General features: G+C 65.0%; 14 protein-coding genes. 5 read left to right on the top strand and 9 right to left on the bottom strand.

Translation table 11 applies throughout. The annotated features are described in order from the left end of the window. Positions 1-72 precede the first annotated feature (72 nt). Positions 73-1899 (top strand): SLC13 family permease, encoded by a 1827-nt coding sequence (locus VG99_RS00325; protein ID WP_044497619.1) that lies wholly within the window; start codon positions 73-75, stop codon positions 1897-1899. Positions 1900-1902: 3 nt separating this feature from the next. Here the strand turns inward: VG99_RS00325 and VG99_RS00320 are convergent, their stop codons facing one another. Then, on the bottom strand, positions 1903-2772 hold the full coding sequence (locus VG99_RS00320; protein ID WP_044497618.1) for a ChaN family lipoprotein: 870 nt from the start codon (positions 2770-2772) through the stop codon (positions 1903-1905). 136 nt (positions 2773-2908) lie between these two features. On the opposite strand from VG99_RS00320, the gene yejK reads away from it, so the two are divergent. The 3 genes from yejK (at position 2909) to VG99_RS00305 (ending at position 6904) form a co-directional block, all read left to right on the top strand. Then, on the top strand, positions 2909-3916 hold the full coding sequence (yejK, locus tag VG99_RS00315; RefSeq protein WP_044497617.1) for a nucleoid-associated protein YejK: 1008 nt from the start codon (positions 2909-2911) through the stop codon (positions 3914-3916). Between the two features lie 169 nt (positions 3917-4085). Then, a complete protein-coding gene (locus VG99_RS00310; protein ID WP_044497616.1) occupies positions 4086-5075 on the top strand; it encodes an SDR family oxidoreductase in 990 nt (329 codons plus the stop codon). A 20-nt stretch (positions 5076-5095) separates the two neighbouring features. Then, the gene (locus VG99_RS00305) at positions 5096-6904 is read left to right on the top strand and encodes a glycoside hydrolase family 15 protein (protein ID WP_044497614.1); all 1809 of its coding nucleotides are present in this window, start codon (positions 5096-5098) and stop codon (positions 6902-6904) included. 29 nt (positions 6905-6933) lie between these two features. Here VG99_RS00305 and VG99_RS00300 read toward each other — a convergent pair whose 3' ends face one another. From VG99_RS00300 to VG99_RS00280, 5 genes are all read right to left on the bottom strand, one after another. Then, on the bottom strand, positions 6934-8286 hold the full coding sequence (locus VG99_RS00300) for an erythromycin esterase family protein (protein ID WP_044497612.1): 1353 nt from the start codon (positions 8284-8286) through the stop codon (positions 6934-6936). A gap of 84 nt (positions 8287-8370) precedes the next feature. Beyond that, positions 8371-9132, bottom strand: a complete 762-nt coding sequence (locus tag VG99_RS00295) for an ABC transporter permease (protein ID WP_044497611.1) — start codon at positions 9130-9132, stop codon at positions 8371-8373. Then, the gene (locus VG99_RS00290; RefSeq protein ID WP_044497609.1) at positions 9129-10082 is read right to left on the bottom strand and encodes an ABC transporter ATP-binding protein; all 954 of its coding nucleotides are present in this window, start codon (positions 10080-10082) and stop codon (positions 9129-9131) included. Before VG99_RS00290 ends, VG99_RS00295 begins: the two co-directional genes overlap by 4 nt. Beyond that, on the bottom strand, positions 10082-11017 hold the full coding sequence (locus VG99_RS00285; protein WP_044497607.1) for a glutathione S-transferase family protein: 936 nt from the start codon (positions 11015-11017) through the stop codon (positions 10082-10084). The genes VG99_RS00290 and VG99_RS00285 overlap by 1 nt, the downstream gene beginning before the upstream one ends. An 81-nt stretch (positions 11018-11098) precedes the next feature. Then, a complete protein-coding gene (locus VG99_RS00280; protein ID WP_044497605.1) occupies positions 11099-11416 on the bottom strand; it encodes a GIY-YIG nuclease family protein in 318 nt (105 codons plus the stop codon). A gap of 29 nt (positions 11417-11445) precedes the next feature. Between VG99_RS00280 and VG99_RS00275 the strand changes: the two genes are divergently transcribed. Next, the gene (locus tag VG99_RS00275; protein WP_044497603.1) at positions 11446-11928 is read left to right on the top strand and encodes an asparaginase domain-containing protein; all 483 of its coding nucleotides are present in this window, start codon (positions 11446-11448) and stop codon (positions 11926-11928) included. Between the two features lie 396 nt (positions 11929-12324). Here the strand turns inward: VG99_RS00275 and tldD are convergent, their stop codons facing one another. Genes tldD through VG99_RS15410 form a run of 3 tightly spaced genes read right to left on the bottom strand, consistent with a single transcriptional unit; the run spans position 12325 to position 18481 of the window. Further along, positions 12325-13770 carry a metalloprotease TldD gene (gene tldD / locus VG99_RS00270; protein ID WP_044497602.1) on the bottom strand — a complete coding sequence of 482 codons (1446 nt, stop codon included), beginning with the start codon at positions 13768-13770 and terminating at the stop codon, positions 12325-12327. 3 nt (positions 13771-13773) lie between these two features. Beyond that, complete coding sequence (locus tag VG99_RS00265) at positions 13774-14622, bottom strand: carbon-nitrogen hydrolase family protein (RefSeq protein WP_044497601.1); 849 nt, start codon at positions 14620-14622, stop codon at positions 13774-13776. A 1-nt stretch (position 14623) separates the two neighbouring features. Beyond that, a complete protein-coding gene (locus VG99_RS15410) occupies positions 14624-18481 on the bottom strand; it encodes a YhdP family protein (RefSeq protein ID WP_052508638.1) in 3858 nt (1285 codons plus the stop codon). Positions 18482-18489 lie beyond the last annotated feature (8 nt).

Here is an 18489-nt window from a genome sequence, read left to right as displayed (position 1 = left end):
GGATCGCGCTGCCCATGACCGCACGCACTACCATACCCGCGAGCCTCTCGTCAGTCTGCCGGAAAGGAATGCATGAATACCGACCTCGCCATCGTGCTCGCCCTGCTGCTTACCAGCATGGTGCTCTTCATCCGTAACAAGCCCCGCATGGACGTGGTCGCCCTGCTGGTTATCGTAGCCTTACCGTTGAGTGGGGTGCTCAGCATCCAGGAAGCGGTGGCCGGCTTCAGTGATCCCAGCGTGTTGCTGATCGCGGCATTGTTTGTCATTGGCGACGGTCTGGTGCGCACCGGGATTGCCTACCAGCTCGGCGACTGGATGGTGCAGCAGGCCGGCAGCAGCGAAACCCGCCTGATCCTGCTGTTGATGCTGACGGTCGCTACCCTGGGGTCGGTGATGAGCTCCACGGGCGTGGTGGCGATCTTCATTCCGGTGGTCATGAGCGTCACGGTGCGCATGGGTATACCCGCGTCACGGCTGATGATGCCGTTGAGCTTTGCCGGACTGATCAGCGGCATGCTCACCCTGGTCGCCACGCCGCCCAACATGGTGGTCAACAGCGAGCTGGTACGCAACGGGCTGGAAGGGTTCTCCTTTTTCAGTTTCACCCCCATCGGGCTGGCCATCCTGGTCTGCGGTATCGCTTACATGCTGTTCGTGCGCCGCTGGCTGGGGGGTACCGGTGCGGGCAAGCATGAGCCGGAGCGCCAGACCATGCACGACCTGGCCGCGTTGTATCGGCTGCCGGAACGGGAGCGGCGACTGCGCCTGAATGCCGACTCGCCGCTGATCGGCCGTCCGCTGAATGAGCTGGAGCTGCGCAGCGAGTACGGCATCAACGTGATCGCCATCGAGCGCCAGCGCCGCTTCCGTAACCTGCTGCAGGTGGCCACCGGTAATACCGTGCCCCAGCCCGGTGACATCCTGCTGGTGGACCTGGCCAGCCCGGCCATCGCGCTGCTCGGGGCTTACCAGGAGATTGGCGTCACCCCACTGGAGTTGGAGACCTCCTACTACAGCACCCACTCGCACCAGCTGGGCCTGGCCGAGGTCGCGCTGCCGCCGGAGTCGCGCCTGCCCGGCAAGACGATCCAGGAACTGGCATTTCGCAGTCGCCACCGCCTGAACGTGGTGGGCCTGCGGCGCGCCGGCGAGGCGCTGCCGGGGCTGCTGGTGGACGAGAAGCTCAAGGCCGGCGACACCTTGCTGGTTGCGGGCAACTGGAAGGACATCAACCGCTTGCATATGCTGACCCGGGACTTCGTTTTGCTCAGCCTGCCGAGCGAGATCGACGAAGTGGTGCCCGCGGCCCGCAAGGCGCCCTATGCGCTGTTCAGCCTGGGTGTGATGGTTGCATTAATGGTATCGGGGGTCGTATCGAATCTGATGGCCGCGCTGATCGGCTGCCTGCTGATGGGCGCCTTCAAGTGCATCACCATGGACTCGGCCTACAAGGCGATCCATTGGCCGAGCCTGATCCTGATTGTCGGCATGTTGCCCTTTGCCCTGGCGTTGCAGAAAACCGGGGGGATCGACCTGGCAGTGGGCGGGCTGCTGACACTTTTTGGTGATGCCGGGCCGCGGGCGCTGCTGGCCACCCTGTTCATCGCCACGGCGGTCACCGGGCTGTTCATTTCCAATACCGCCACCGCGGTCCTGATGGCGCCGGTGGCGGTGGCGACGGCCCAGGCCATGGGCGCATCACCCTACCCCTTCGTGATGACGGTGGCGCTAGCTGCCTCGGCCGCCTTCATGACCCCGGTGTCCTCCCCGGTGAATACCCTGGTGCTGGACCCCGGCGGCTATCGCTTCAGTGACTTCCTGAAGATAGGTACGCCCTTTACCCTGGTGGTGCTGTTGATCAGCGTGGTGCTGGTGCCGGTCATCTTCCCGCTGTAGGCATCATTGCCATTGCGCGCAGTAATCCTGGCGGGGCGCCGCCGGGGTCAGCCAGACATAGTCCGCCTGCTCCGCACCGGGCAAAGGCTCGTCAGCTTCATGCAACATGACCACCAGCGGCGCGGCTTCCTCCAGATGCAGGGCGATGCCCAGATCCTTGCGGGCATGGAAGTTGCCCACCAGCAGCAACGTCGGCGTGGGCGCGGCGGCCAGGGCGTCGCCCATGCGCCGGTCACGCTGCTGCTGAATGCTCAGCATGCCGGCCAGTTGCGTCTCCGGCAGCTTGCCACAGTGGGACGCTTCGATGACCTCGCGCAGTTCGGTCAGCGCCGCTTCGCCATAGCGGGGCGATAACGGCGCCGGATCACGATATAGCCGGGTAATGTCCTCGGCATCCAGGTTGGCGGCGCGCAGCGGCACCGCATTCTTCAGCGCCCACTCCACCAGTGGCCCGTATAACGCCCAATCCCAACCGGGGTTCCATTGCAATTGCTGTTCAGGATCGGTCACGTCTCCCTGGAATGGTTGCTGCTGCAAGGCATCCACCGCTGGCTGCTGGGACGGCGTGAGTATTTCCAGCAGCAGGCTGGCCTGGGGCCGCTGGTGCTGAAGCTGTTGCAGCAACCAGAGCTGCAGCCGGTGATGGTCCAGGTTGTCATGCTGCTCGCCTACCAGCACCTGCTCGGCATGGGCCAGGCGCTCGACCAACTCACCTGCAGTCAGCCAGCGCCCGGCGGCGGTGTCCAGCACCTGCCCTACCCGCTCCGCCTGCGCTGCCTGCTCCGGCAACGGGTGGTGCCAGGCCGGCAGCGGCTCGGCTGTGGCCAGGGTTACCCAGGCGCCCAGCAAGGCGGCGATCAGCATGCGCTTCATATCTGCTCCCGGTAATTCGACCTACCCCAGCGGCCTGCCCATGACGATTTGCGGCAGATCGACAACTGGAGTACCTTGCTGCAGCTGACCCCATTGGTCAGCCACGTTCTTCTGTTCTACCGCTCCGGATACCAGTATGCCCATCGACAACAGTATTGTTCACCAGATTCACAAGAAGCCTGACGGCCAGCCCGCCAGCCTCACCCTGCGCGATGCCGAACTGGGTAATTCCGAGGCGCTGGAACAGCTGCTGGCCGGGCTGATCGAGGCGTACAACAGCAAGCCCAACAAGGCCTGGGGTTACTTCCACGAAGAGAGCGGTGCTTACCCCTTCAGCGGCTGGCTGCAGCAACTGCTGGATGAGGAGCAGGACTTTGTCGGCTTCTCCAAGCAGTCGGCCGAACACCTGAAGACGCTGATGGAAGGTTCCAACCTGGCGCTGGGCGGCCACGTACTGTTCATCCGCTATCGCCAAGGCATGACCGCCTTCCTGATCATCGCCCTGCTGCACCATACCGAGGGCGTGACCGTCACCGACGATCTCGAAGTGGCAGCGGCCCGGCACCTGGATCTGTCCGCCCTGAACATGGCGGCACGCATCAATCTGACCGAGTGGAAACAGAACGCCGCGTCCAAGCAGTACATTTCCTTCATCCGCGGGCGCAGCGGCAAGCGCGTGTCGGATTACTTCCGGGACTTTATCGGCTGCATGGAAGGCGCCAACCCCGAGCAGGAAACCAATACGCTGCTGCAGGCATTCCAGGACTACGTCGGCGAAGCGGACATGCCGATCGAGGAACTCAAGGGCAAGACCAAGGCCATGAGCGGTTATGTCAGCAGCCAGGCCCGCCAGGGTGAGCAGGTGGCGCTGGAAGAGCTGTCCGGGCTGATCGACGAGGAGCAGCCACGGGCGTTCTACGACTACATCCGCAACAAGGACTACGGCCTGAATCCGGAAATCCCGCCGGACAAGAAGGCGTTGAACAACTTCCTGAAGTTCTATGGCAAGGCCGACGGTCTGTCGATCAGTTTCGAGGCGCACCTGCTGGGTGACCGGGTGGAATATGACGAGGGGGCCGACTCCCTGGTAATCAAGCATCCGCCCAAGGGCTTGATCCAGCAGCTGCGCAACAAGCGCAAGTAACCTCAGCACAGCGGGGGAGCAACTACTCCTCCGCTCGCCTCACCTCCCGCGTTCCATCCCCGCAGTACGCTCAGACACACTTTGAATGACTCTGTGCAGTCGTTTTTTCTGAACAAGCGATACATCTCCAAGGTCATCCATTACACAGACGAAGCAATGGGGGCCGTTGATGACGTACTCGAATAAAATTGTCGTGGTCTGCGGAGCCTCGGCAGGTATTGGCCGGGCTACCGCTGTCGAATTCGCCCGCAGCGGCGCTACCGTCGCCCTGTTGGCCCGGGGGGCCAAGGGCCTGGCCGGCGCCAAGGCGGAAGTGGAAGCGGTGGGCGGCACTGCCTGGGTCAAGACGCTGGATGTTGCCGACGCCCAGCAGGTGGACGAGGCGGCGGCGCAGATCGAAGCCGAGCTGGGTCCGATCGATGTGTGGGTCAACAACGCGATGGTCACGGTCCTGTCGCCGGTGAGCCAGACCACCGCCGAGGAGTACCGCCGGGTGACCGAGGTAACTTACCTCGGGACTGTACACGGCACCTGCGCCGCCCTGCGCTACATGCGCCAGCGCAACCGCGGCGTCATCATCCAGGTCGGCTCCGCCCTGGCCTACCGCGCCATTCCCCTGCAATCGGCCTACTGCGCCGCCAAGTTCGCCTGCCGCGGCTTCACCGACTCCCTGCGGGTCGAGCTGGAGCATGAGGGCAGCGCCATCCACGTCACCTCGGTGCACCTGGCCGCCTTCAATACTCCCCAATTCGACTGGGCCCGCACCCGCCTGGACAGGAAACCCCAACCCATGCCGCCGATCTTCCAGCCGGAAGTCGCGGCGCGGGCCATTGTCTGGGCCGCCGGTAAACGCCGGCGCGAGGTGTGTGTCGGTTTTCCTGCGGTCAAGGCGATCTGGGGCAACAAGTTCTTTCCCTCGGTGGCCGACAAGGTACTGGAAAAGGACGGTTACGAAGGGCAGAAGGACGACGTACCGCTGCCAGGAGACCGCCCTGACAACCTGTTCGAGCCGGTCGATGCGGATTTGGGCAGCCACGGGCGCTTTGACAGCGAGGCCCGCAACCATAGTCGGCAATTGTGGCTCACCATGCACCGGGGCGCAGTTGCCGTGGGCATGCTGTTGCCGCTGGCGCTGATGTTGCTGCGCAAGAAACGTTAAACCGAAAGACAGGGATATTCATGACCCAGCCTATCGAGGACTATGCGCTGCTCGGTAACCTGCGCTGCGCAGCGCTGGTCGGGCGCAACGGCAGTATCGACTGGTTCTGCCCACCGCGGTTTGATTCGCCCGCCTGTTTCAGCAAGCTGCTCGGCACCGAGGAACACGGTTTCTGGCAGCTGGCACCGGACCGGCCGGTCCGCGAGGTGCAGCGCCAATACCAATCCGAGACGCTGGTGCTCTGTACCGAATTCGACTGCGGCGATGCCGGTCGGGTGCGCATCACCGATTTCATGCCGCTGGACAGCGAGGCGCTGATCGTCCGCAGGGCCGAAGGCCTGGCCGGGAGCGTATCAATGCACATGCAGCTGGCGCCCCGTTTCGGCTACGGCAAACGGACGCCCCGCTGCACCGAGGACGTGGACGGGATCAGCCTGTGGGATAACGACGGCCAGCGGCTGCTGCTCAAGAGCGACCTGCCGGTCAAGGTTACCGAGGCCGAGGGCGCCAGCGTCCAGTTCACCCTGCGGACCGGGGAGGTGCAGGATTTCATCCTCTACCATCTGCCGGAGGGTCAGCCGCCCAGGACCGCAGCCGACGCGGCGCACCTGCTCGACGCCTGCGAGCGCTGGTGGCATGAATGGGTCAGCCAGTGCTCCTACAGGGGCCGCTGGCGCGAGGCGGTGATCCGCTCCCTGATCACCCTCAAGGCGCTGACCCACGAGCCCAGCGGCAGCATGGTGGCGGCGCCGACAACATCACTGCCGGAGGCGCCCGGCTACGGCGCCAACTGGGATTACCGATTCTGCTGGATTCGCGATGCGGTCTGGGCTCTGGATATCCTGATCGACTCCAACTACCTGGAGGAGGTGCGCGCCTGGGTCAACTGGCTGCAGCGGGTCATCGAGCGCAATGACGGCACCATGCGCGTGCTGTTCAGCGTGGATGGCCAATCGGCCGAGGACGAACGGGAGCTGGACTGGCTGCCGGGCTACCTGGACTCGCGCCCGGTACGCGTCGGCAACGAGGCCCGTGACCAGCATCAGCTGGATGTGTACGGCCAACTGGTGGACCTCCTGCACATCGCCCGCCGCAGTGGCGCGCAACTGACCCAGCAAGACTGGCACGATCAGCGCCGGTTGCTGGACAAGGTGGTAGCCTGCTGGCATCAACCGGACGAAGGTATCTGGGAGCTGCGCGACGCCCGCCGCCATTATGTGCATTCCAAGGTCTACGCCTGGGTGGCGTTGGATCGCAGCATCCGCGATGCCGAGGATTACGGCCTGGAGGCCCCGCTGGAACAGTGGCATGCGGTGCGCGATGAGATCCATGCGGATGTCTGCCGCCGGGGTATCGATCCCGAGCGCGGGGCCTTCAAGCAGAGCTATGAGCAGGCCAAGCCGGACGCCAGCCTGCTGATGATTCCCATGCTGGGTTTTCTGCCCATCGATGACCCACGAGTGCAGGCGACCATCGCCTGGGTCGAGCGCGACCTGCTCCGGGACGGTGTGGTCCACCGCTTCCAGCGCCAGGACAGCTTCAGCGGCACGGAGGGCGCCTTTATCGCCTGCTCGTACTGGCTGGCGGACAACTGGGTGCTGAGCGGACGGGACGAAGACGCCGAGAACCTGTTTGCCCGGCTGCTGGCGCTGCGCAACGACGTGGGACTACTGGCCGAGCAATACGATCCGCGCCACGGGCAGATCGGTAACTTCCCGCAGGCGCTGTCGCATCTGGCGCTGGTCAAGACTGCCTATCTGCTGCAAGCCTGCGAACGGGTCCACCAGGGCGGCAGCCCCGAGCGCCACTCCTACAAGCCGGTGACCTGACCGCCGCCCAGCTCCACCTCCCAGCGGCCTCACAGGCCGCTGGGGAAGGTCTCCGGCACGTCAACCCCGTGCACGGGCTGGAGCGGCAGTGCTTGCAGCGCCTCGGTGCGGTCGAAATGCAGCATGAAATCGAACTGCTCGGCCAGACGGCTGTAATAGTAGTGGCTGTGACGTTCGGTCTGGGGCCGATAGATGACCCCGATGGCCCGCTGCAGGCGCGTTTCGGCCAACTGGGTGGCGACCGGCCCGGGCCCGCGCAGGTCCAGCAGGAAGCGCTCGTGCGCCACCGCCTGGAAAATGGCCTCCTGACTACCGGCCAGCGGCTCACGGATGCCCATGCACTCGGCGGGGCAGTCCCAGTCCGCCGCGGCAGTGACTTCCCCGGTGGCGGTCGAGAACCCGACCAGTAGGGCCTGGTCACCGTATTTGTCCCGGGCCAGTTGTCCGATATTGACCTCGCCGCGGGCACCCATCTCGGTGGCGGCGCCGTTACCCACATGGGAGTTGTGGGCCCAAACCACCACGCCCGCAGGCTCGCCCAATTGGTGACTGAGATGATCGCCCAGCGCCTCCAGGGTCTCGAACATGTGATGGTCGCGCACGTTCCAGGAATTGGGCCGCCCGCGGAACATGGCGCGGTAATACTCCTCGGCATTTCGCACCAGCCGGGCATTCTGCTCGGCGCAGAAACGCTGCTCGTCCGCCACCAGGCCCAAGCCCACCAGGCGCCGGTACGCGCGGTTCTGCATGTCGTGCAGCTGCTCGGTGATGGCTTTCTCGCAGGAGGCGCTCAGCCCGAACTCCACCGACTGCCCGTACAGGTGCGGCTCGTCGAGGAACTGGTCAAGGCAGGCGTAGCGCTCCCGCGCCCGCGCTGCTGCGGGCGGGTCGTGCTTGTCCAGGTAGGCGATCACCTCGTGTGCCGAGCTGTTCATGCTGTACAGGTCGAGACCATAGAACCCCACCGGTCGCAGGCCGGCCTCGGCCCGGGTGGGCGTGGCATTGTAGCTGGCCAGCCAGCGGACAAAGGCCAGCACCTCGGTGTTGGCCCACATCCAGGTGGGGAAGCGCTTGAAGGTCTCGAACACGTCCTCGGCAGGCTGGCCCGGCTCCAGATTCCATACATGCCGATTGATGGCGTAGGCATCTGGCCAGTCGGCTTCCACCGCTACCGCGGAAAAACCCAGCTCCGTGATCAGGCGGCGGGTGATGTGCGCCCGCGCCTCGTAGAATTCCCGCGTACCATGGGTCGCTTCGCCTATCATCACCAGCCGCTTGCCCCGCGCCGCCTCGATAATTGCATCGAAATCCCCTGGCGCACCGGTCAGCGGCGTTGCGGCTTTGTCCAAGGTGCGAATCAGAACGGCATCAGCTTCGGTCATCGTACATTCCCCGTATAACTGGGCATTGGCCCCTTTCTAAAGGGACCGACCGAGCCGGAGACTGTTCAACCCATTTGCCCGAGCTCAGGGCTTGAGCTTGTACCCGGTACGGAAAATCCACCACACCAGCGCCAGGCAGATGCTCAGGAAGCCGAAGGTCATCCCCAGGCTGGTGGCGATATGCACGTCGGCCTGGCCGTAGAAGCTCCAGCGAAAGCCGCTGATCAGGTAGACCACCGGGTTGAACAGGGTGATGGTCTGCCATACCGGCGGCAGCATGCTGATCGAATAGAAGCTGCCACCCAGAAAGGCCAACGGGGTGACAATCATCAAGGGAATGATCTGCAGCTTCTCGAAGCCATCGGCCCAGACCCCGATGATGAAGCCGAACAGGCTGAAGGTCACCGCCGTGAGGATCAGGAAGGACATCATCCACACCGGATGGGCGATCTCGTAGTCCACAAACAGCCGGGCGGTAATCAGGATCAACAGTCCCAGCAGCACCGACTTGGTCGCCGCCGCGCCCACATAGCCGATAACAATTTCCAGCGGCGATATCGGCGCCGACAGCACCTCGTACAGGGTGCCGGTGAACTTGGGCATGTAGATGCCGAAGGAGGCGTTGGAGATGCTCTCGTTGAGCAACATCAGCATGATCAGGCCCGGAATGATGAAGGCGCCATAGCTGACCCCATCGACCTCTTCCATCCGCGACCCGATCGCTGCGCCGAACACGATGAAATACAGGGAGGTGGAGATCACCGGCGAGGCGATGCTCTGGAACAGGGTGCGCCACATGCGCGACAACTCGGAGTAGTACAGCGCCCACATACCGTACAGATTCATGCCCCACCCCGCTCGCGATTACTGTCGCGCACCAGCCCGACAAAGATGTCTTCCAGCGAACTCTGGCTGGAGTTCACGTCCTTGAATTCGATGCCCTCCCGCGCCAGCGCCCGCAGCACATCACCCACGCCGGTCTGCTCGCCCTGGGCATCGAAGGTGTAGACCAGCGTGCCGCCATTATCGGTCAGCTCAACCGCACGCCCCTGCACCGCCGGCGGCAGGGCTGCCAGGGGTTGCTGTAGCTGGACGATCAGCTGACGCTTGCCCAATTGCCGCATCAGCACCGCCTTGTCTTCCACCAGCATCAGCTCGCCCCGGTTGATGATGCCGATCCGGTCGGCCATTTCCTCGGCCTCTTCAATGTAGTGCGTGGTCAGGATGATGGTGACGCCGCGCTCGCGCAGCTGGCGCACCATGGCCCACATATCCCGCCGCAGCTCCACATCGACGCCGGCGGTGGGCTCATCGAGGAACAGGATCTGCGGTTCATGGGCCAGGGCCTTGGCGATGAGCACCCGGCGCTTCATGCCGCCGGACAGGCCCATCATCTTCTCGTTGCGCTTGTCCCATAGCGACAGGTCACGCAGCAGCCCCTCCAGGTAGGTACGATTCGGCGGCTTGCCGAACAATCCGCGGCTGAGGCTGACGGTCGCCCAGACGGTATCGAACAGGTTGTTGGTCAGCTCCTGGGGCACCAGCCCGATCAGGCCGCGGGCTCGGCGGTAATCGCGGACGATGTCGTGGCCGTCCACAGTGACCTTGCCCATCGATGGATTGACGATGCCGCAGATGATGCTGATCAGCGTGGTCTTGCCCGCCCCGTTGGGACCGAGCAGGGCGAGAATCTCACCCCGCCGGATCTGCAGATCGACTGCTTTCAGCGCCTGGAAGCCACTGGCGTAGGTCTTTCCCAGCCCGTTGACGGCAATGACGGTATCGGTTGCCGCCATCAAGCCACATCAACCCGGTAGCCGACACGGGGGAAGTGCACATGCACCAGGCCGGCGCGCTCGTCTTCCCGGGCAATCACAATTTCATCCATCTCCTCGTGGACCAGCTTGCCCGCCACCGGATCACAGCCGTAATCCGTCGCCTGGACGGTCACCGACTGCCCCAGCGTCAACCCGCGGGTACTGACGAAACCATGCTCGGGCAAGTCTTCCGGCGTCGCCTCCTGGGCGATACGGATCGCCTCAGCGGCGTCCATCTTCTGGGAGGCGCCGTGCCCCATATCGGCAATACGGGCCATCCACGCCCGGATCATCGGGTAATCCTCCAGCAGCACCGCCACCGCCGCATTGGCGGCCATGAACCACAGCGGGTGATACCAGGCCAGGTCGACAATGCTCGGCTCCTCGCCAAGCAGAAACTCACCATCGCGCTCCAGCTGGGTTTCCAGGCGGCTCATGAGCACCGGCCACTGGGCCAGCGCCTCGTCTACCGGCGGGCGCCTGGCGCTGCCGTTTTCGAACAACGCCTGACGGTCCCGCACAAAACCCTTCATGACCTCTTCCGGCAGCTCGGCAAAGCGCGCCGCTACCGCGTCAGGCTGGAAGTTGATCGAAATGGAATTATGGAACAGCACCTGGTCGCCAAACTGCGCCAGCGCCGCAGCAATCGCCTCGCGGCCATCCGGAAACAGCGCCGGCATCGCCTTCTCCCGCTCCAGCCGGTGGGCGATCAATGCCGTGTCGCAATAGATATCCGCACCGATCTGCAGCACCGGCGTGCGCCGGTAGCCCCCGGTCAGGGCAGTCAGGTCGGGCTTGGGCATCACCGGCGGAATCAATACCGAACGCCAGGACAGCCCCTTGAGGCCGAACATCAACCGGGCCTTTTCGGCAAAGGGTGATTGTGGATAGTGATGAAGAATCAGCTCGCTCATGACAATCTCCGCTTAACGATTGAAGGTCAGCTTAGCTTCTGCCAGCCGGCCCTGCATCGTCAATCGAACCCCCGCCGTGGATCACTCGGCGGGCGACGGTGTCAGTTGCAATAGAATCAGCCGCTCCTTGGCGCTCTTGCGCAGGGCCTTGATCGCCAACTCGCGGCGCAGGGCAGCGGACTTGTCTGCGCAACGTTCGCGCCATACCAGCGCGCTGGCCGGGCTACGATTGAAGAAACGCGCGCCACGCTTGCCGCCGACATGCTCCCGAAACCGCCGCTCGGGGTCGGTGCTGACGCCGGTGTACAGGTGGCCGTTCTCGGCGCGCACCATGTACACCCACCAGCTACGCTGGGGTGCGGCGGTGGTGGGGCTGTGTTCAGCGATTTCAGACGGCATACTGGCGGCAATTATCCTGGGAGAAAGTCATGTTCGTACAAATCTTCAGCACCGGCGGCACCCTCGACAAGCTGTATTTCGACGCGCTCAGCGAGTTCCAGATCGGCGAGCCGATGGCCGCTGAGTTGTTGCAACAGGCGCGGGTCGGGTTTGATTATGCCATCGAGCCGCTGGTTCGGAAGGATAGTCTCGAACTGGATGACGCCGACCGCGAGCTGATTCACGCCAGTGTTGCCGCCTGCCCCCACGATCACATCCTCATCACCCATGGCACCGACACCATGACCGTCACCGCCGCGGCGCTGGCCGACATCGAGGACAAGGTCATCGTCCTCACCGGCGCCATGCAACCGGCGCGCTTTCGCGACTCGGACGCGCTGTTCAATCTGGGCCTGGCGGTCGGCGCGCTTAACGTATGCCAACCAGGGGTGTATATCGCCATGAGCGGCAGGGTATTTCCGGCAGATGGTGTGCGCAAGAATCGGCTGGCGGGACGGTTTGAAGGGGTCTAAAACTCAACCAGAAACACAGATCTCTCCGGCGGCGCAGCCCGACAGGGTTGCGCCGACCGTCGGTCGCCAGGGATGGCGACCGCGAGCCTACATGGGTGAGGCAAATGTTTGCGAAGCATTGCTTCGCGTGCAGCCGAACGCACGGCAATCTACGATTGACGGGCCGGGCCGCTTGCGGGATTTACGGCGTGTCGGCGCGGCCCTGTCGGGCTGTGCGGCCTTGCACAAAATCGCTGCGGCATGTTCTGCGCAGATAGTGCAAGCCAGCCGGCCCAGCCCGACACGCCGTAAATACATCCCTGTAGGCTCGTTGATGACATCCCTGTCATCAAACGGTCGGGCTGGGCCGGCTGGCTTACACCATCGTTGTATCTTGTATATGGCTGAAAGAACCCCTTAAGCCCCGGTGCCACCTACCGTAATCTGATCAATCTTCAAGGTCGGCTGACCTACACCCACCGGCACTGACTGACCATCCTTACCGCAGGTACCTACACCGCTGTCCAACTCCAGGTCGTGGCCGACCATGGACACACGGTTCATTACCTCCGGACCGTTGCCGATCAGCGTGGCGCCTTTAACCGGCGCGGTGATCTTGCCGTCCTCGATGAGATAGGCCTCACTGGTGGAAAACACGAACTTGCCGCTGGTGATATCCACCTGACCGCCGCCCAGATTGGCGCAGTAGATCCCCTTCTTCACCGACCGGATGATCTCCTCCGGATCGCTCTCCCCGGCCAGCATGTAGGTATTGGTCATGCGCGGCATGGGCAGATGGGCGTAGGACTCGCGGCGACCGTTGCCGGTCGGCGCCACGCCCATCAGGCGCGCGTTCAGCTTGTCCTGGATGTAGCCCTTGAGAATACCGTTCTCGATCAGCGTGGTGCAGTTGGTCTGGTTACCCTCGTCATCGACGGTCAGCGAACCGCGGCGGCCCGGCAAGGTACCGTCATCGACGATAGTGCACAGGCTGGACGCTACTTTCTCGCCCACCCGGCCGCTATAGGCCGAGCTGCCCTTGCGGTTGAAGTCGCCTTCCAGGCCATGGCCCACCGCCTCATGCAACAGCACACCGGACCAGCCCGGGCCCATCACCACCGGCATGCTGCCGGCCGGCGCCGCGATGGCGTCGAGGTTTACCGTGGCCTGGCGCACCGCCTCGCGGGCGTAGGCCATGGCCCGTTCCTCGGCCTCGAAGAAGCGGTAATCGGTGCGCCCGCCGCCGCCGAAGCTGCCCCGTTCCCGGCGACCGTTGTGCTCGATGATGACGCTGATATTGAGCCGCACCAGGGGCCGGATATCACCGGCCCAGGTACCGTCGCTGGCGGCCACCAGCACGGTATCGTGCACTCCGCCCAGGCTGACCGACACCTGGGTGATGCGCGGGTCAAGACTGCGGGTGTAGGCGTCCAGGCGCTGCAGCAGGGCGACCTTGTCGGCCTGGGGCATCACATCCAGCGGGTTTTTTGCCGCATAAAGCGCGGTGTTATCGCTGCGCTGCCACGCCTGTACCGCGCCGCTCTGACCGCTGCGGGCAATGGAACGTGCGGCGCCCGCAGCCTGGGCCAGGGCGGCCAGGCGCAGGTCGTTACTGTAGGCAAAGCCGGTCTTCTCGCCGGACTGGGCGCGCACGCCCACGCCCTGATCGACGTTGAAGCTACCGTCCTTGACGATACCGTCTTCCAGCACCCAGGATTCGCTGACCTGGTGCTGGAAATACAGATCCGCCGCGTCTACACCCGGCGCCGAGACCAGTTGGCCGAGCACACTGGCCAAGCTGTCGGGGCTGAGCTCAGCGGGCAGCAGCAGGCGGCTTTCAACCTGGGTCAGCAGATTACTCATAGTTCAGGACTCCCTTGAGGCCGGGACAATAGTGTCGACCGGCTCGAAGCGGCGATGCCCGGCTACCGGCATGCGACCGCGGATGGTGTTCAGGTGCTGCAGATCGATGGTGCCGGACACCACGCCCTCGCCCTGGGGCAGACAGGCGGTGACGGCGCCCCATGGATCAATCAGACAGCTGTGGCCGAAGGTCTCGCGACCGTTGGCATGGGTGCCGCCCTGGTTGGCGGCGAGCACGTAACACTGGGTCTCGATGGCCCGGGCGCGCAGCAGGACTTCCCAATGGGCAGCACCGGTTACCGCGGTAAAGGCCGAAGGGACCACGATCAGTTCGGCCCCGGCACGGCGCAGCGCCCCATAGAGTTCGGCAAAGCGCACATCGTAACAGATGCTCAGGCCCAGCCGCCCGACCGGCGTATCGATACAGACGAAGCGATCGCCGTAGGCGTAGTCCTTCGATTCCCGGTAACTGCGCTGGTTGTCCGCCACCTCCACGTCGAACAGGTGCAGCTTGTCGTACCGCGCCACCTCGTTGCCCGCGGCATCCAGTACCAGGCAGCAGGCCAGCGCCTTGCCGCCCGGCTCGGCAGGTAGCGGGATGCTACCGGCCACCAGCCAGACGCCGTGCTGGCGGGCCTGATCGGCAAGAAAGCGACGGATCGGCCCGCTGCGGTCATATTCGGCGGCGGCGATCGCGGCCAGGGTGCGGTTGCCGAAGGCGGCGAAGCATTCCGGCAGCAACACCAGTTGCGCGCCCTGCTCCGCGGCCTCGGCAATCAGGCGGGCGGCGGCGTCCAGGTTGGCCTGCACATCTGCCCCGCTGATCATCTGTATGGCGGCTACCTGCGGCATTTCAATCCTCCAGTGCGGCCTTGTCGTCGAAGGCCCGGTCGAAATCGACGGATGGGTGGCTCCAGTCGCCGCTGATGCGGTATTTCACCGAGGCGAAGCGGGCAACGCGATCGCCGAGAATCCGGTCGGCCAGAAACAGTGCACCACCAATGTAGGGCGCCCCAGCAATAAGGGCCGCCAGCGGCAGGTTGTTGGTGACCGGCAGGGTCACCAGCATGCCCATGTCGATGCGGTCCGCCGGCAGGTCCACGGTGCCGTCCAGCTGCAGCTTGGCGCTGGGGCCATCCATCACCAGCGGCGACATGGTCTGCATCAGCCCGTTGGTCAGGGCGACCTCACCGGTGAAGGTATCATAGGCGGTGCCCTTGCCGAACAGGTCGGAAAAGTCCAGCCGCAGCCGCCTGGCCAGGGCGTTGAAGTTGAGCAGGCCGAACACCCGCAGCGCATCAGCGGAGCTTTCGCCGCTCTGCAGCATGCCATCCTCGGCCTGCACCCTCAGGGAGCCGGTACTGCGTTTCAGCGCGAACCAGGCAGGGGAGCCGGGCCACTCCAGGGCCGTGTCGGCCTTGAAGCGCTTGCTGGTGACGGTCGGTGCATAGCGCCAGGCGGTCAGCACCTTGCCGATATCGCTGGCCACCAGGCTACCGTCGAAGCGGGTGCGCTCGGCGCCCCAGTGCATATTGCCATTGAGCTGCAGGCCGCCACGCAGGCTCAGATCAATATCCCGGATGTCCAATCCGGCCGCCACCGGGCGCAGCCCAAACCGGGTGGCGCCGACCAGATCCACGCCCCAATACAGCTGATCAATGGCCACATCCATCGCCGGCAATCCCGCCGGGTCGATGTCGCGCAGCGGATCGTCGCTGGCCAGGGGCTCGATGATACCGTCCGCATCCGGCGGCAGGTCGGGGGCCTTGGGAAAGCGCAGCCGCTGCAGATCCAGGTTGATGACGCCGCCCGCTGCCTGGGGCAGGTCGATGCGGCCCTGCAGGTCAGGGTGCCGCACGTCCACCTGCCAGCCGGCCGCCACCGGGCGCGCCGTGGCCGTCAACTGCTGCAGGTCGAGCCCGAAGCCGGTGAAATGGCCGGTCTCGACCTCGACTGAGCGCAGCCAGGGCAAGGGGGCGGAGGCGGCTGCCGACGAGTTGGTCGCCGCTCCGCTAGCGGCCTTGCCCAGGCCGGCATCGGCAAACCATTGCTGCCATTGGGACCAGTCGAATGCATCCAGGCGGGCGCTGATGGTCACACCGGGCGCCGTGGATGGCTGCGGCGTACCGCGCCGATAGCGGATATCCCCGCTGAGTGCGCCATCACGCTGCACCAGATGACCGCGCATGGCCTCGCCGAGGCGCCACTGCCAGCGCGAGACTGGCCCCATATCGAGCTGCAGCTCGCTCGGCAGGCTGGTGCCCGCCGCCTTGGCCAGCGGGCCGGGAAGGTCAAGGCGCACCGCTTTCAGATCGGTCCGCAGCAGCAGGCGGCGCAGGTCCTTGCCCAGCAGCAACTCGGCATACCAGTCAAAGCTGCCGGCACCCAGCCCGGGCGGCACCGCCTCCAGCAATGCCCAGTCCTGCAGGTCGCGCAGATCATGCCGGCCTTCCAGGCGCAGCCGCTGGTCGCGACCGCGCAGGTCGATGCGGCCGGTGACCGGCTGCCCCAGGAAACGCAGGTTGACCGTATCGCTGAGCAGCCCCTTGCCATGCTCGTAACTGAAATCACCGCTCAGCTCTTCCAGCGACGCCTGCACCTGCGGGATATCCAATTGCTGGGCCCGGGCCTGCATCTGCAGGCGCACCTCGGGCTCCCGGCCCGTTCCCAGAGGGATGCCCAGTTGCAGGTTGCCGTTGAGCTCACCGCTGCCACGCCAACCATCCAGCGGATCGCCGGTCAACCGGGCCAGCGGCGTTTCCTGCATCAATTGCAAGCCATCCTGCAGAGGGCCGGCGAAGGCACCGGCGATCTGCAGGCTCAGCCGCTCGCCAACGTCCCTTTCGAGGCTCACGTTAATGTCATCCAGCTGGGTCTGCAGCAGGCGGCCACGGGCCTGGTCGATGGTCAGATCGGTATTGCGCAGGTGCAGGGAAGCATCGACCTGCTCAAGCTTTGGCCAGCCCGGCTGGAATTGCAGACTGCCCTGCTCCAACTGGCCGAACAGGCTGATCTGGCGCTGCTCAGGGGTAGCACCTTTTATCAGGGCACCTTCGTAGGCAAAGATAGCCAGGGGTATGGCACCGGCGAGCTGCGTCTCGGCGAGCCAGGTCGCCAGGGCCGGACTCATCGCCGAAGACAGGGTGGGCAGGTAGCGGCTGTGGAATTCGGCGCGGCTGTCGCGCAGCGCGACCCGCAGATCCATCGTAGGTGTGCCGCCCGGGCGCGGCAGATGCAGGTCCAGCTTGGCCGCGCCAGCGCCTTCTTCCCCGTCTACCGCCGCCCCCGGCACCGCCAGGCGCAGGCCATCGTCCTGGGACCAGGTCCAGTTCATGGCGCCCAGCAGCCGGTCGTAGGACCAGCGCTCAGGAAACAACCGTGGCAGGTGCATGCTCCAGTCGTGGCTGTCGACCCGCAACTCCCCCGCGCCCGGGGTGCCGGTGACCACCCCACTGATTCCGGCGAAGGCCGGCACCCCTTCCCAGGCCTGTACCGCGACATCGTCGAGCCGGGCCTGCAGGCTCCAGTCCAGGATGTCCTTGATCTTGCCGCCCGCCAGGGCAACGTCGCGCAGGTGACCTTCCGGCGCCAGGGTTTGCAGGATCTGCGCGGCCTGATCCTGCGGCAGTACACCGGGCAGCCACTGGCCCAGCAGATCCAGCGGCAACTGGTCGGCATGGGCCTGCCACTGCCCACTCGCGGGCTCGCGCAGCAGCTGCAGGCGGGTAGCGGGCCAGGGCTGGTCATTCAGGCGCAGGCGGAAGTCTTCGACATTCAGCCATTGGCGGTCGTCCTCGAGCTGCAGCTCGAAGCGCATGGCCAGGTCCTGCAGCGGCGGTGCCGGGCGCGGCAGGTCCAGTTCGATGGTGGGTATCTGCACGTTGCCCCGCAACTGTTGCATGCGGTTGTCCTGCCATTGCCCCCAGAGCTGGCCACCGGCGACCAGGCGCTGGACGCGGGCGGCATCCAGGACATCGGCCGGCAGCCAGCCACTCCAGTCGCTGGCTGGCAACTCGGCGAAGAATTCGAGGCGAGCCCGGCGCCAATCCCGGCCGGGCAGCCGGCCCTCCAGCCGCAGCTGGACGAGCTGCTCATCCGGCAGCCGGACCCGGGCATCCAGCCGGTGGCGGTTACCGCGGTTGAGCAGGGTCAGGTCCCCATCGACGAATACCCAATCGGACTGCTGCCAGGGACTCAGGCGGATGCGGGTATCCAGCAGGGTGATCCGCCGCTGCCCGAACAGCTGCTCCAGGGCCCGGTCGAGGCCGTCACCGGGGGTGCTCTTGGCGCCGAGCCCCTCCAGCCGCCATTGGCCCTGCTCGTTCTCGATCACCTCCAGCGACAGGCCCTCAAGCTGCAGGGCGTCCATCACCGGTTGCCGGCGCCACAGACTGGCGAAGACATCGACCCGCGCCGTGACATGCTGCAGGTCGAGCAATACCGGGCTCTCCGGGTCCGCGGTCTCGTGCACCCGCAGGCCGCGCAGGGTGAACACCGGCTGGGCGCCCTGCATCTCCCCTTCCAGATCCTGCAACGCGATGCTGCGCCCGGTCTGGCCCTCGACCCAAGCAACGAGCTCGGCCTGGTAGTCCGCCACAGCAGGCACGAATTGCCGGCCGAGACTGACATAGGCAGCAGCCAGCAGCAGCCAGCCCACCAACAGCAGGATCAGCCCATCGAGAAAACGCCGCAACCAGCGCTGCCAGCTCAAAGGTTCAT

It is taken from the genome of Pseudomonas saudimassiliensis (assembly GCF_000939975.1).
In the GTDB taxonomy this organism is placed as follows: domain Bacteria; phylum Pseudomonadota; class Gammaproteobacteria; order Pseudomonadales; family Pseudomonadaceae; genus Halopseudomonas; species Halopseudomonas saudimassiliensis.
This window is presented reverse-complemented; position numbering and strand designations above follow the sequence as displayed.

What these genes read in the sequence shown, in the direction of transcription:
- VG99_RS00325 (WP_044497619.1), top strand. Translation starts at nt 73, where the DNA reads ATGAATACCGACCTCGCCATCGTGCTCGCCCTGCTGCTTACCAGCATG.
- VG99_RS00320 (WP_044497618.1), bottom strand. Translation starts at nt 2,772, where the DNA reads ATGAAGCGCATGCTGATCGCCGCCTTGCTGGGCGCCTGGGTAACCCTG.
- yejK (WP_044497617.1), top strand. Translation starts at nt 2,909, where the DNA reads ATGCCCATCGACAACAGTATTGTTCACCAGATTCACAAGAAGCCTGAC.
- VG99_RS00310 (WP_044497616.1), top strand. Translation starts at nt 4,086, where the DNA reads ATGACGTACTCGAATAAAATTGTCGTGGTCTGCGGAGCCTCGGCAGGT.
- VG99_RS00305 (WP_044497614.1), top strand. Translation starts at nt 5,096, where the DNA reads ATGACCCAGCCTATCGAGGACTATGCGCTGCTCGGTAACCTGCGCTGC.
- VG99_RS00300 (WP_044497612.1), bottom strand. Translation starts at nt 8,286, where the DNA reads ATGACCGAAGCTGATGCCGTTCTGATTCGCACCTTGGACAAAGCCGCA.
- VG99_RS00295 (WP_044497611.1), bottom strand. Translation starts at nt 9,132, where the DNA reads ATGAATCTGTACGGTATGTGGGCGCTGTACTACTCCGAGTTGTCGCGC.
- VG99_RS00290 (WP_044497609.1), bottom strand. Translation starts at nt 10,082, where the DNA reads ATGGCGGCAACCGATACCGTCATTGCCGTCAACGGGCTGGGAAAGACC.
- VG99_RS00285 (WP_044497607.1), bottom strand. Translation starts at nt 11,017, where the DNA reads ATGAGCGAGCTGATTCTTCATCACTATCCACAATCACCCTTTGCCGAA.
- VG99_RS00280 (WP_044497605.1), bottom strand. Translation starts at nt 11,416, where the DNA reads ATGCCGTCTGAAATCGCTGAACACAGCCCCACCACCGCCGCACCCCAG.
- VG99_RS00275 (WP_044497603.1), top strand. Translation starts at nt 11,446, where the DNA reads ATGTTCGTACAAATCTTCAGCACCGGCGGCACCCTCGACAAGCTGTAT.
- tldD (WP_044497602.1), bottom strand. Translation starts at nt 13,770, where the DNA reads ATGAGTAATCTGCTGACCCAGGTTGAAAGCCGCCTGCTGCTGCCCGCT.
- VG99_RS00265 (WP_044497601.1), bottom strand. Translation starts at nt 14,622, where the DNA reads ATGCCGCAGGTAGCCGCCATACAGATGATCAGCGGGGCAGATGTGCAG.